Below are 12,771 nucleotides of genomic sequence, written 5' to 3'. Positions count from 1 at the left end.
CGATCATGTCGTCACAGCGGCGAAAAACGCGCTGCGCCTGGCGCGCAAATGCAGACGCCCCGACCAAGGCCGGGGCGTCCGTGTGGCGTTGTGCCGTCGCGCGATGGAATCAGCGCGCCGGCTTTTCTTCTTCCTCTTCCTCGCGCGTGGCGGCGTCGGCCTTGGGCTTGTGTGCCGCGGCGGCGGCGCGGCGCTCGGCCTTGCGCTCGGCTTCGGTCTTGGCCTTGGCGTCGTCGGCCTTCTGCGCGCTGGCGCCGGCACCCTGCCCGGTCTGCTGGGGAGCGGCCTGGGCCATGGCAGGAAGCGCGGCCACTGCGGCAGCACCGAGGGTGAGCATCAGGATGTGCTTGAACTTCATGGTGTCCTCCGGGTTCGGTGACATCCTCAGGTGGGGACGTTTGGTTCCGAATCCAACGCCAGGGTATCCAGCCGCACCCCGCCCTGCACTGAACGCCTGTCGCGTGCAAAAAATCGGCCCAACCCCCACACTTGCGCGTCGTTTCACGTGCCAACGAGATGCATGAACACCCGTTATAACGCCGCCGATATTGAAGTGCTGTCGGGCCTGGACCCGGTCAAACGCCGCCCTGGCATGTATACCGACACTGCGCGCCCGAACCATCTGGCGCAGGAAGTGATCGACAACTCGGTCGACGAGGCGCTGGCCGGTCACGCCAGGCAGGTCGAAGTCACCCTGTACAAGGACGGCAGCTGCGAGGTGTCCGACGACGGCCGCGGCATGCCGGTGGACATGCACCCGGAAGAAAAGATTCCCGGTGTCGAGCTGATCCTGACCCGGCTGCATGCCGGCGGCAAGTTCAGCAACCGCAACTACACCTTCTCCGGCGGCCTGCACGGCGTGGGCGTGAGCGTGGTCAATGCGCTGTCGACCAAGGTCGAGCTGTTCATCAAACGCGAAGGCAGCGAGCACCGCATGGAGTTCCGCGACGGCCACGCCGCCTCCAAGCTGGAAGTGGTCGGCACCGTTGGCAAGAAGAACACCGGTACGCGGCTGCGATTCTGGGCCGACCCGAAGTATTTCGACACGCCCAAGTTCAACGTGCGTGCGCTGCGCCATCTGCTACGCGCCAAGGCCGTGCTGTGCCCGGGCCTGACCGTGAAGCTCCACGACGAGGCCACCGGCGAGCAGGACAGCTGGTACTTTGAGAACGGCCTGCGCGACTACCTCAAGGGCGAGATGGCCGAGCACGAGATGCTGCCGGCCGACCTGTTCGTGGGCAGCTTGAAGAAGGACACCGAGATCGTCGACTGGGCTGCGGCCTGGGTGCCGGAAGGCGAACTGGTGCAGGAAAGCTACGTCAACCTGATCCCGACCGCGCAGCACGGCACCCACGTCAACGGCCTGCGCTCGGGCCTGACCGATGCGCTGCGCGAGTTCTGCGACTTCCGCAACCTGCTGCCGCGTGGGGTCAAGCTGGCACCGGAAGACGTGTGGGACCGGGTCACCTTCGTGCTCAGCCTGAAGATGACCGACCCGCAGTTCTCCGGCCAGACCAAGGAACGCCTGTCCTCGCGCCAGGCCGCCGGCTTCATCGAAGGCGCCGCGCACGATGCCTTCAGCCTGTATCTGAATCAGAACGTGGAGATCGGCGAGAAGATCGCGCAGATCGCCATCGACCGCGCCAGTGCGCGCCTGAAGACCGAAAAGCAGATTGTCCGCAAGAAGGTCACCCAGGGTCCGGCCCTGCCCGGCAAGCTGGCCGACTGCATCAGTCAGGATCTGTCGCGTACCGAACTGTTCCTGGTCGAGGGCGATTCGGCCGGCGGCTCGGCCAAGCAGGCCCGCGACAAGGACTTCCAGGCGATCCTGCCGCTGCGCGGCAAGATCCTCAACACCTGGGAAGTGGCATCGGGCAGCGTGCTGGCCTCCGAGGAAGTGCACAACCTGGCGATCGCGATCGGCTGCGACCCGGGCAAGGACGACATCACCGGGCTGCGTTACGGCAAGGTGGTGATCCTGGCCGATGCGGACTCCGACGGCCTGCATATCGCCACCTTGCTGACCGCGCTGTTCCTGCAGCATTTCCCTGCGCTGGTCGCGGCCGGCCACGTGTTCGTGGCAATGCCGCCGCTGTTCCGCGTGGATGTGGGCAAGCAGGTGTTCTACGCGCTGGACGAGGAGGAAAAGACCACGCTGCTGGACAAGATCGCGCGCGAGAAGCTCAAGGGCCAGGTCAGCGTCACCCGCTTCAAGGGCCTGGGCGAGATGAATCCGCAGCAGCTGCGCGAATCGACCATCCACCCGGATACGCGTCGCCTGGTGCAGCTGACCATCGACGATGGCGAACAGACCCGCTCGCTGATGGACATGCTGCTGGCGAAAAAGCGCGCCGGCGATCGCAAGCAGTGGCTGGAGACCAAGGGCGATCTGGCGTCGCTGGAGGTTTGAATTCGCTGAAAATCTGAAAACACCAAGCAGCGAAAGCTTCGCCCCCATCGGGGCGAGAAGGCACTGCTTGTGCAGGTCTCTTCGAGCGCCCGCGCTGCCAGCCCGGGCCGGGGGTGCGAAGCGGAAGTTGGGGTGAGGGTGAAGCCGATCCCCACCCTTCGGCTCAGACAACTGCCTGCAGCGGCACATGCTGCTCCAAGCCAGGCGGGCCACGTCGGCCAACGCGACACACATGCCTTTGTGCACATCCATCCGACGCCATCGGCGGCCTAGCATCGTCGCTCCCTGCCGAACCTTCCGATGCTCATGCCCTGCTTCCTCCGTGCCAGCCTGCTGGCCTGCGTCCTGCTCAGCGGAACCGCGCTGGCCGATGCGCCCGACAGGAACGCTGCAAAAACCGACACCAAGTCCGACGCCGCCGTCGCCAAGCCCGCGCCACTGCCGGCCGATGCCAGCGTGCGGCAAAGCACCCGCGTGGGCGGGCGCACGCTGAGTTACACCGCAACCGTCGGCACGCTGCCGGTGCGCGATGCGCAGGGCAAGACCACCGGCGAAGTGGTGTTCACCGCCTACACCGTCGATGGCAAGGACCGCCCGGTGACCTTCGCGCTGAATGGCGGGCCCGGTGCGTCGTCGGTGTATCTGAACATGGGCGCGATCGGACCCAAGGTGGTGGGTTTCGGCGCCGAAGGCGACAGCGCCTCCGCGCCGGCGGCGCTGCGCGATAACCCCGGCACCTGGCTGGACTTCACCGACCTGGTGTTCATCGACCCGGTCGGCACCGGCTTCAGCCGCGCCCTGATCGGCGACGACGAGGCCAAAAAGCAGTTCTACAACCCGCAGGCCGACGTGGAATATCTCTCGCGTGTGGTCTACGACTGGCTGCTGAAGAACCGCCGCCTGCAGGCACGCAAGTACCTGGTCGGCGAAAGCTACGGCGGCTTCCGCGGCCCGCGCATCACCCAGTACCTGCAGACCCGGCTGGGCGTGGCGATGAACGGCGTGGTGCTGGTGTCGCCGTATCTCAATCCCACCCTGGACGACAACAGCGATGTGTCGCCGCTGGCCTGGATGATGACGCTACCCTCGATCGCCGCCGCGCACCTGGAACGCCAGGGCCAGCTCAGCGACACGGCGATGCGCCAGGTGATCGATTACACCCGCGGCGACTACGCGGTGGCGCTGATGAAAGGCCGCACCGACCCGCAGGCGACCGAGGCGATGCTGCAGCAGGTCACCCGCATGACCGGGCTGGACGCGACCTATGTGCGTCGCTCCGGCGGACGCCTGGAAACCCAGGCGTATCTGCGCGAGGTGTTCCGCGACAAGGGCGAGCTGGGCAGCCGCTACGACGCCAACGTGACCGCGTTCGACCCCTTCCCCAACGATCCCGAGCAGCGCGCCAACGACCCGCTGCTGGACAGCATCATCGCCCCGACCACCACCGCGATGGTGGACTTCGTCACCCGCGTGGTCGGCTGGAAGGTCGATGCGCGTTATCAGGCGCTCAATTACGACGTCAATAAGCTGTGGGACTGGAACGACGAACTGCGCAAGGGCGCGGTGACCCAGCTGCGCCAATCGGTGGCGATCGACCCCAAGCTGCGCGTGTTGATCGCGCATGGCTGGAACGATCTCTCCTGCCCGTTCATGGGCTCGGTGCTGACGGTGGACCAGATGCCGACGATGGGCAGCGACCCCAAGCGCGTGCAGGTACGCGAATATCCCGGCGGCCACATGTTCTACAACCGTGCCGACAGCCAGGCCGCATTCCGCAACGACGTCAAGACGATGTACGAAACCCGCTGAGCACCACCATCGCCGGCCGCACACGCGGCGGGCGGTGCATCACGCCAGCCGCAGCTAAGTGCGCAACGAGCCGCGCTGCCACCAGGCAGCGCAATCACCTTCCCGACTGCCGCGCACACGCATTGCACCGCCAATCCGAAGGGGAACCAGGCGCCGCTGAATCAAATCAGCCGCACATATCAGGCAGCGCACCAGCTGCTACGAATCCCGAATCCCGAATCACCATTCCCGATTCCCCATTCACAACGCCCCAGCCCGAACAGCCTCCACATTCCACCCCAGCCACTCGTAAACCCGATAGCGCGCGATGCCCAGGTACTCGTGCAAGGCGACGTCGGCCACGGTGAAGTTGTAGCTCTGCGGCAACCACGCCCAGGACGCGGTCAACCAGTCCGAGCGCACCGGCGTGGCGTCGATGCCGAAGTGGCGGAAGTACAGCTCGGCACGCCGCAGATGCGTGGCCGAGGACACCAGCACCACCCGCTCGGGGCGGTACTGGCGCAGCAAGGGCTGGCTGAACTGCGCGTTCTGCCAGGTGTTCATGCTGGACGGCTCCATGATCAGATCGGCCTGGGCGATGCCCAGCCCGATCAGCACCTTTCGATACACCACCGCCTCGGACAGCCCCAGCCCGCGCGCGTCGCCGCCGCTGATCTCGATCTTGCAGTCGCCGCCATGCGCACGGCACTGCCGGTACAGCCGCGCCGACTCGACGATGCGGCCGTAGGCGAACATGTTGGCCTCGGCGGTGGCGTCGGGGCCATCCGGCCGCACCGTGCCCGCGCCCAGCAGCACGATCATGTTGCGCGCGCGCCAGTCGTTGAAATCGTTGACGCCGGTCTGCTGCAGCCCGTGCAGCATCCAGCTCGCCAACGGGCCGCAGCCCACCAGCAGCAGCAACGTCAATGTGGCCGCTGCCAGCGCACGCGCAGTGCGCAGCCAGCGCCGGCGGCCGATCAGCCAGGACAGCAAGAACAGCACGCACACCAGCGCAAGCATCATCGGCGCGTTTCCTCAGGCAGGACGCGTTGGCACATCAGGGTCGAACAGGGGGCCTGCAGGGCACGCCGCGGGTGGCGCGCATGCTCGCCCACCGAGGTGACCACAGCACGACATCGCTCAGGTCCAGCCGAACCATTCGAAGCAGCGCAGGATCAGATACGCCACTCCGCCGGCGGCCGGGATGGTCAGGATCCAGGCCCAGACGATGCGCTCGATCACGCCTAGCCGCAGCGAGCGCGGGTTCTTGGCGAAGCCCACGCCCATGATCGCGGTGGAAATGCTGTGCGTGGTCGACACCGGCATGCCGAAGTGCGCGGCCACGGTCAGCACGGTGGCCGAGCTGGTTTCTGCGGCAAAGCCGTGGATGGGATGCAGCTTGACCATCTTGTGGCCGAGCGTCTTGATGATCTTCCAGCCGCCCGAGGCGGTGCCAGCAGCCATCACCACCGCACAGGTCAGCACGATCCACATCGGAATGCCGGCGCCCGCAGCCAGGCCGGTGCCCGGATGCAGGAACGACAGCCAGCTCGGCAGATCGTCCAGCGCACCGGCCGACTGCGCGCCGATCAGGGTCATCGCGATGATGCCCATGGTCTTCTGCGCGTCGTTATGCCCGTGGGCATAGCCCATGTAGGCGGCCGAGGCGATCTGCGCCTTGCCGAAGAACGCATTGACCCAGCGCGGACGCGCCAGCCGCCCGATCGGCCCGCCCAGCCGGGCCATGCCGGCAATGATCGCCCACAGCAGCAGCATCACCACGATGCCGAGCAGGAAGCCGGCGATCGGCGAGGTGATCATCGGCACGAACACCTTCCACAACAGGCCCTTGTTCTTGGCCCAGTTGCCGATGTTTTCCGACCAGATCAAGGCGTTCCAGTTGTTGTGCGCGGCGGCCAGGCCGGCGCCGCACAGCCCGCCGATCAGGGCGTGCGAGGACGACGACGGCAGGCCCTTCCACCAGGTGATCAGGTTCCAGATGATGCCGCCCAGCAGCGCGCACAGGATCACCTGCGGGGTGACCTCGACCACGTCGGTGTTGAGCAGGCCGGAGGCGATCGTCAGCGCCACTGCGGTGCCGGTGAGCGCGCCGATCAGGTTCATGCCGGCGGCCAGCATCACCGCCCAGCCTGGCGACAGCACCTTGGTGGCGACCACGGTGGCGATGGAGTTGGCGGTGTCGTGGAAGCCGTTGATGAACTCGAACACCAACGCCGCCAGGATCACCACCAGAACTAGGGTAAGCACGCGGCGACCTCAGCTGTTCTTCAATACAATCTGGTACACCACCACCCCTGCCTCGCGGCAACGGTCGATGGCCTTTTCCAGAATCTCGAAGAATTCCTTGAGCAGGAACATCTGCAGCGTGTCCAGGCGGCCGGAATAGATGTCGCGGTACAGCTCGAGCATCAGCCGGTCGGCTTCGTTTTCCAGCATGCGCAGCTTGTCGTTGAGCGCGGTCATGCGATCGATGTTCATCTGCGGCAGGTCGGCCACCATCTCCACCACCACCGCGGCGGCCTGCTCCAGCATCGCCGCGCGCGGGGCGAAGTCGATGTGCTCCAGATGCTTGGTGGCCAGCGAGTAACGGTCGGCGAACTTCTCGACCTGCTTGGGAATCTTGTACAGCGCCGAGCCCAGCGCTTCGATGTCCTCGCGCTCGATCGGGGTCATGAAGCTGTCCACCAGCGCCTGGCCGATCTTGTCCGAGGCGGCGCGTTCGCGCAGGCGGGCCAGCTTGAAGGCGTCCAGCGCGGGTTGGCGGTCGGACGTGCGCATCATGGCGTGCAAGGCCTTGGTGCTGTCGTAGGCGGCCTGCGCCGCTTCGTTCAGAAGCGCATAGAACTGCTTGCCGGAGCCGAAGATGGTCTGCAACGAGAACATGGGTGGAAAACTTCCTGCCGTCGAGGGAGAGACGGACGCCAAGCGCGAATTATGACCGTTCCATGACCTGTCTGGGTATCTCGGCCGCGCAGGCGGCCTTCACATCGGCATTTCCCGGCTCGAACCACCCTGTGGTTTGCTAACATGCTCCCGCGCCCTCGGGTGCACCCTATGGAAGACGACCCTATATTCCCCCGTTGCCGCCCCGCCCCCGTGCGCGCCGGCCAACCCAGTGCTCGCCCGCCCTCCCCTTCACTGACCGGGGAAGACGCCCGTGGTTGAGTTTCTGATCGTCATCGCGCTGATCCTGCTGAACGGCTTCTTCGCGATGTCGGAAATGTCCCTGATGACCTCGCGCAAGAGCCGGCTGAAGCAGATGGCCGGCTCCAGCAAGCGCGCCGCCCGCGCCCTGGCGCTGGCCGAAAGCCCGGAAAACTTCCTGTCCACGGTGCAGATCGGCATCACCCTGATCGGCATCCTGACCGGCGTGTTCGGTGGCGAGGCGATCGGCGAGGCCATCAGCAGCTGGCTGCAGGGGCTGTTCCCGGCGCTGTCGGCCTCGTTCGAGTTGGTCGGCAAGCCGCGCCCGTACTCGGTGGTGATCGGCAGCACGTTGGCGGTGGCCCTGATCACCTTCCTGACGCTGATCTTCGGCGAGCTGGTGCCCAAGCGGCTGGCGCTGCGCAACTCCGAGGACATCGCCGGGGTGGTGGCGGTGCCGATGGCGTGGCTGGCAAAGATCGCCGCGCCCGGCGTGTGGGTGTTGGCGCGCTCGACCCGGCTGGTGCTGCGCATGCTCGGCATGGGCAAGGACGAATCGGCATCGGTGACCGAAGAGGAGATCCGCATGCTGGTGGCCGAAAGCCACGAGGCCGGCGTGATCGATGCACACGAGCGCGACATGATGAACCGCGTGATGCGGCTGGGCGACCGCACCGCCGACAGCCTGATGACGCCGCGCAACCGCATCGCCTGGCTGGATGCCAACGCCGAGCCGGAACGCAATCTGCTGGTGATGCGCGAACACGAATTCTCGCGTTACCCGGTCTACCGCGGCAGCGACCAGGACATCGCCGGGGTGCTGGAGGTCAAGTCGCTGGTCACGCGCATGGACGGACACGGCGCGCAGCTGTTCCAGGCGCTGCGCGACACCTTGTTCGTGTCCGAGTCCACGCATGCGATGAAGCTGCTGGAGATCTTCCGCGAAGAGCAGCAGTCGATGGCGCTGGTGGTGGACGAATACGGCGAAATCCGCGGGCTGGTGACCATCAGCGACCTGATGGGCGCGGTGGTCGGCCGCCTGCAGGCGGTGGAAAACACCGACGAGGATGCGCTGGTGGTGACCCGCGCCGACGGCTCGCTGCTGATCGACGGCTCGCTGCCGGTGGAGGAACTGCGCGAAGTGCTGGGCGCCGAACTGCCGGAAGCTGATGAAGGCGACTACCACACGCTCGCCGGCCTGTGCATCTACTACTTCGGGCGCATCCCGCAGGCGGGCGAATTCTTCGATTGGGCCGGCTGGCGCATCGAGATCGTCGATCTGGATGGCGCACGCGTGGACAAGCTGCTGCTGAGCCGCGTCAGCGACGAGGGCAGCGATGACATCGTCGGATAACGGCGCCCCGCCCTCGGATGGAGCGGACGGTGCGCAGATGCGCTATCGCAACGAAGGCATCCGCAGCCTGCTGGCGGCCTTCAGCGAGGGCGATCCGGAGCATGTGCTGCGGGTGCGCGAGATCCTGGCCGATCTGCAGCAGAGCGCGTTCGGGGTGTTCCTGTTCCTGGCGATCCTGCCGTCGTTCATTCCGATTCCCGGCGTGGCCGGCGGCATCAGTGGCCCGCTGACGGTATTGATCGGGCTGCAGATGATGTGCTGCCTGCGCAAGCCATGGGTGCCGCGTTTCATCGGCAATCGCGGGCCGCGCCGCAGCACCAGCCAGCGTTTCGTCGCGCGGCTTGCGCCGACGCTGCAGCGCCTGGACCGGCTGCTCAAGCCACGCCTGCACGGCATGCTGGACCGGATGCCGGCGCAGATATTCACCGGCGTGCTGCTGGTGCTGGTCGGCGTCCTGTTGACGCTGCCGATTCCCTTCACCAACTACATCTTCGGGCTGATCCTGCTGCTGTTTGCGCTGGCTCTGCTAGAGCGCGACGGCGCATTGCTGCTGGTGGGCTGGGCCGCTGCGCTGATCTCGGTGGCGGTGTTCGGCGTCACCTCGGACCAGTTGCTGGACCTGATCCGCGGTTGGTGGCCGGCCGCCTGGCGCTGAGCGCGCGACGGCCGACGCACCTAGAGCGCAGTTACTTCAGATCGACCACGCGGTTGTCCGACAGGCTGCCGGTATCGTCGGTCACGGCCGTCATCACGAAATACAGCGCCTTGCCGAGCAGCCCGCTCGGGCCATCCCAGTATTCGGCCGATTCGGCGCGCATATGGATCAGGCGCAGGTTCGGGTCGTCCTTGCCGCCGGGGAAGAACACCTTCATCGCCGGCGACCACAGCTGCTCGATCTTGGCGCGGTCATCGACTACGCGTGCGGTACCGGCGACCGATACGTAGCTGTTCTTCGAGGCCGAGGCATAGGCCACGTTGACGCGCGGATCGGCGGCAATTTCGGCCACCTTGGGGCTGTCGGCGGCGGTGGCAAACCACAGGTCGCCATCGAATTCGACTTCCTGCGTTCCCAACGGCCGGCTCACCAACTTGCCGTCGGCCGACACGGTCGTGAACATCGCGATGTCCACGCCGCGGATCAATTCCGCCAACTGCTTGATGCTCTCGCTGCGTTCCTGAAATTGCATGCTGGTGTTCCCAATGGAGGTGCATGCATCTGAGCGGATCGCCGCGCAAAGCGACGTGAATCACGCAGGAGTCACGTCCAGCTCGCGGCAGGCCATGGCGGCGATTTCGAACGAACGCAAACGCGCAGCATGGTCGTAGATGTTGGCGGTGAACAGCAGTTCGTCCGGCATGTGGCGCTCGATGAACTCGGCCACGCCCTGGGCGATCTGCTCGGCATCGCCCAGCACCGTGCACGCCAGCGCACGCTCCACGCCGGCACGCTCGTGCGGCTGCCAGAAACTGTCGATATCGTCGATCGGCGCGGGAATCTTGCCCGGCTTGCCGCGACGCAGGTTGACGAAGCTCTGCTGCTGGGTGGTGAACAGGCGGCGTGCCTGCGCTTCGGTTTCCGCAGCCACCACATTCAAGGCCAGCATCACGTGCGGCTTGGCCAACTGCGCGGACGGACGGAACTCGCGGCGGTAGATCGCCACTGCCTCGTCCATTGCATCGGGCGCGAAGTGCGAGGCGAACGCGAACGACAAGCCCATCGCCGCGGCCAGCCGCGCACTGAACAGGCTGGAACCCAGCAGCCACACCGGCACGTCGAGACCGCCCCCCGGCACTGCCTGCACCAGTTGCCCCGGCACCACCGGCGCGAAGTAGCGCAGCAGCTCGGCCACGTCCTGCGGGAAATGGTCGGCGCTGTCGAAATAGCGGCGCAGGGCGCGCGCGGTCGGCTGGTCGGTGCCGGGCGCGCGGCCCAGGCCCAGGTCGATGCGCTGCGGATACAGCGAGGCCAGCGTGCCGAACTGTTCGGCCACCTGCAGCGGCGCATGGTTGGGCAGCATGATGCCGCCGGCGCCGACGCGGATGGTCTTGGTGCCACCGGCGACATGGCCGATCAGCACCGCGGTGGCGGCGCTGGCGATGCCCGGCATGTTGTGGTGCTCGGCCAGCCAGTAACGCTGGTAGCCCCAGCGCTCGGCGTGCTGGGCCAGATCGAGCATGTTGGCGAAGGCGTGGGTGGTGTCGCTGCCTTCGCAGACCGGCGCCAGGTCGAGCACGGAAATGGGCGTCATCGGATGACTCCGGGAATGAATGATGTGCAAGAGATGGGGCTGGCCAGGCGGCTTTGCCACCTGCCCAGGTGGCGCTGGGGGGATTACAGCATTCCAGTGGTCAAACAACGGGAGGATCTGCAGCTGGCCACTGTCCCGCTCCGTGCCCAGGCCGCGCCTCATTGGACGGGCGCTGCAACGCAGGCGCGGCAATGGCGCGCAAGCCATGCATTCGCCGCGGAGGGAGGGATATCAGGCCATGCGCGATGGCTGTGGGTGTCTGGCGCTCGTCGGATCGCCTGCGAATGCAGTTGCCTGACCGCGAAGCGCGGGCGCCGGGTGACAGGGCTGCTGGCTATGATGGACACCGCATTGGCAGCGCCTGCATGACGATGGCTTCGAACGCTCCGCTTGACCCCGCTTCCGCCACCCTGCACATCGCCGCGCGGATCGATCGACTGCCAGCCAGCGCCACGCTGTGGCGGCTGGTCGGCCTGCTCGCGCTGGGTGGATTTTTCGAGTTGTACGACCTGTTCCAGACCGCCTATATCAGCCCCGGGCTGATCCACGACGGCATCTTCGCCAGCGCTGCCGATGGCGCGTTCGGCATGTCCGACCAGGCCGCGTTCGCGGCGGCGACGTTTCTGGGTCTGTTCGTCGGCGCCGCCCTGCTGAGTCCGTTCGCCGACCGCTTCGGGCGCCGTCCGGTGTTCACCTTTGCCCTGATCTGGTACACCGCCGCGACCGTGGCGATGGGCCTGCAGCACACCGCCACCGGCGTCATCCTGCTGCGCTTGGTGGTCGGGATCGGCCTGGGCATCGAGCTGGTCACCATCGACACCTATCTGTCCGAGCTGGTGCCGCGGCATATGCGCAGTGCCGCATTCGCGTTTGCATTCTTCGTACAGTTTCTGGCGGTGCCTGCGGTGGCGCTGACCGCCTGGCTGCTGGTGCCGCATGCACCGCTGGGGGTGAGCGGCTGGCGCTGGGTGGTGCTGCTGAGCGGGGTGTTTGCGCTGGCGATCTGGTGGCTGCGTAGCCGTTTGCCGGAATCGGCCCGCTGGCTGGCGGCGCAGGGACGCCATACCGAAGCCGATGCGGTCTTGACCCAGCTCGAAGCGCGCTGCGCGCGCGATCTGGGTGCGCCCCTGGCCGCACCCCAGGTGACCGCCCCTTCGCCGGCCGGCGACATGCAGACCGCGGCGCTGTGGCGTGCGCCGTATCGCGGGCGCATCGGCATGCTGGTGGTATTCCATATCTTTCAGGCGATCGGCTTCTTCGGCTTCGGCAACTGGTTGCCGGCATTGATCTCGGCGCAAGGCACCGGCGTGACCAAGAGCCTGGCCTATTCCTTTGCGATTTCGCTGGCCTACCCGCTGGCGCCGCTGCTGTTGCTGCGCTTTGCGCAGCGCTGGGAGAACAAATGGCAGATCACCGCATCGGCCCTGGGCGCGGTGCTGTTCGGTGTGCTGTTTTCGCTGCAGCATCAGGCGATCGGCATGGTGCTGTGCGGGGCGATGATTGCGTTCTGCAATGCCTGGATGAGCTTTGCCTATCACGGCTATCAGGCCGAGCTGTTCCCCACCGGCTTGCGCGCGCGGGCGGTGGGCTTTTGCTATTCCTTCAGCCGTCTTTCCACGGCGGTGAGCAGCGTGCTGATCGGTTGGCTGCTCGCCCAGGTCGGCAGCCATGGCGTGCTGGCCTTTATCGTGATCAGTATGTCGATCGTGGCCGGCGTGATTGCGCTATTGGGCCCGCGCACGCGCAATCGGGCGCTGGAAGAGATTGCCGGCTGATCGCGGCGCCGACGCGACCACGCCACCTGG

General features: G+C 66.3%; 11 protein-coding genes. 5 read left to right on the top strand and 6 right to left on the bottom strand.

All coding sequences use genetic code 11. The annotated features are described in order from the left end of the window. Positions 1 to 109: 109 nt before the first annotated feature. Positions 110 to 358: a hypothetical protein gene (locus tag ABQY64_RS08795; protein ID WP_024939563.1), complete on the bottom strand. Its 249-nt coding sequence runs from the start codon at positions 356 to 358 to the stop codon at positions 110 to 112. A gap of 162 nt (positions 359 to 520) precedes the next feature. Here ABQY64_RS08795 and parE point away from each other — a divergent pair, with 162 nt between their 5' ends. Then, complete coding sequence (gene parE / locus ABQY64_RS08790; protein ID WP_024939562.1) at positions 521 to 2,410, top strand: DNA topoisomerase IV subunit B; 1,890 nt, start codon at positions 521 to 523, stop codon at positions 2,408 to 2,410. Between the two features lie 306 nt (positions 2,411 to 2,716). After that, positions 2,717 to 4,219, top strand: coding sequence for a S10 family peptidase (locus ABQY64_RS08785; RefSeq protein ID WP_349780002.1), 1,503 nt, complete (start codon positions 2,717 to 2,719; stop codon positions 4,217 to 4,219). A gap of 240 nt (positions 4,220 to 4,459) precedes the next feature. On the opposite strand, the gene ABQY64_RS08780 is transcribed toward ABQY64_RS08785, so the two are convergent. The 3 genes from ABQY64_RS08780 to ABQY64_RS08770 all read right to left on the bottom strand — a co-directional run bounded on the left by ABQY64_RS08780 (position 4,460) and on the right by ABQY64_RS08770 (position 7,102). Continuing rightward, positions 4,460 to 5,221, bottom strand: a complete 762-nt coding sequence (locus ABQY64_RS08780) for a YdcF family protein (protein WP_102254016.1) — start codon at positions 5,219 to 5,221, stop codon at positions 4,460 to 4,462. A gap of 117 nt (positions 5,222 to 5,338) precedes the next feature. Next, positions 5,339 to 6,466 (bottom strand): inorganic phosphate transporter, encoded by a 1,128-nt coding sequence (locus ABQY64_RS08775; RefSeq protein ID WP_047128560.1) that lies wholly within the window; start codon positions 6,464 to 6,466, stop codon positions 5,339 to 5,341. A 9-nt stretch (positions 6,467 to 6,475) separates the two neighbouring features. Beyond that, positions 6,476 to 7,102: a DUF47 domain-containing protein gene (locus ABQY64_RS08770; RefSeq protein WP_016902066.1), complete on the bottom strand. Its 627-nt coding sequence runs from the start codon at positions 7,100 to 7,102 to the stop codon at positions 6,476 to 6,478. A 274-nt stretch (positions 7,103 to 7,376) separates the two neighbouring features. On the opposite strand from ABQY64_RS08770, the gene ABQY64_RS08765 reads away from it, so the two are divergent. Both ABQY64_RS08765 and ABQY64_RS08760 read left to right on the top strand, forming a co-directional pair. Further along, positions 7,377 to 8,717: a hemolysin family protein gene (locus ABQY64_RS08765; RefSeq protein WP_016902067.1), complete on the top strand. Its 1,341-nt coding sequence runs from the start codon at positions 7,377 to 7,379 to the stop codon at positions 8,715 to 8,717. Continuing rightward, positions 8,701 to 9,372: an exopolysaccharide biosynthesis protein gene (locus tag ABQY64_RS08760; RefSeq protein WP_166764288.1), complete on the top strand. Its 672-nt coding sequence runs from the start codon at positions 8,701 to 8,703 to the stop codon at positions 9,370 to 9,372. Before ABQY64_RS08765 ends, ABQY64_RS08760 begins: the two co-directional genes overlap by 17 nt. 31 nt (positions 9,373 to 9,403) lie before the next feature. Here the strand turns inward: ABQY64_RS08760 and ABQY64_RS08755 are convergent, their stop codons facing one another. Together ABQY64_RS08755 and ABQY64_RS08750 are read right to left on the bottom strand one after the other, a co-directional pair. Further along, entirely contained in the window at positions 9,404 to 9,904 is a 501-nt protein-coding gene (locus ABQY64_RS08755) for a pyridoxamine 5'-phosphate oxidase family protein (protein WP_349780001.1), read from the bottom strand. Positions 9,905 to 9,964: 60 nt separating this feature from the next. Then, the gene (locus ABQY64_RS08750) at positions 9,965 to 10,966 is read right to left on the bottom strand and encodes an LLM class flavin-dependent oxidoreductase (RefSeq protein ID WP_228608871.1); all 1,002 of its coding nucleotides are present in this window, start codon (positions 10,964 to 10,966) and stop codon (positions 9,965 to 9,967) included. A gap of 371 nt (positions 10,967 to 11,337) precedes the next feature. On the opposite strand from ABQY64_RS08750, the gene ABQY64_RS08745 reads away from it, so the two are divergent. After that, positions 11,338 to 12,741 carry an MFS transporter gene (locus ABQY64_RS08745; protein WP_374151361.1) on the top strand — a complete coding sequence of 468 codons (1,404 nt, stop codon included), beginning with the start codon at positions 11,338 to 11,340 and terminating at the stop codon, positions 12,739 to 12,741. The last annotated feature ends 30 nt before the right edge of the window (positions 12,742 to 12,771 follow it).

This window comes from Xanthomonas sp. WHRI 7065 (assembly GCF_040203115.2).
Lineage (GTDB): Bacteria > Pseudomonadota > Gammaproteobacteria > Xanthomonadales > Xanthomonadaceae > Xanthomonas > Xanthomonas arboricola.
The sequence above is the reverse complement of the archived record's forward strand: the minus strand, read 5'-3'. Positions and strand labels throughout refer to the sequence as shown.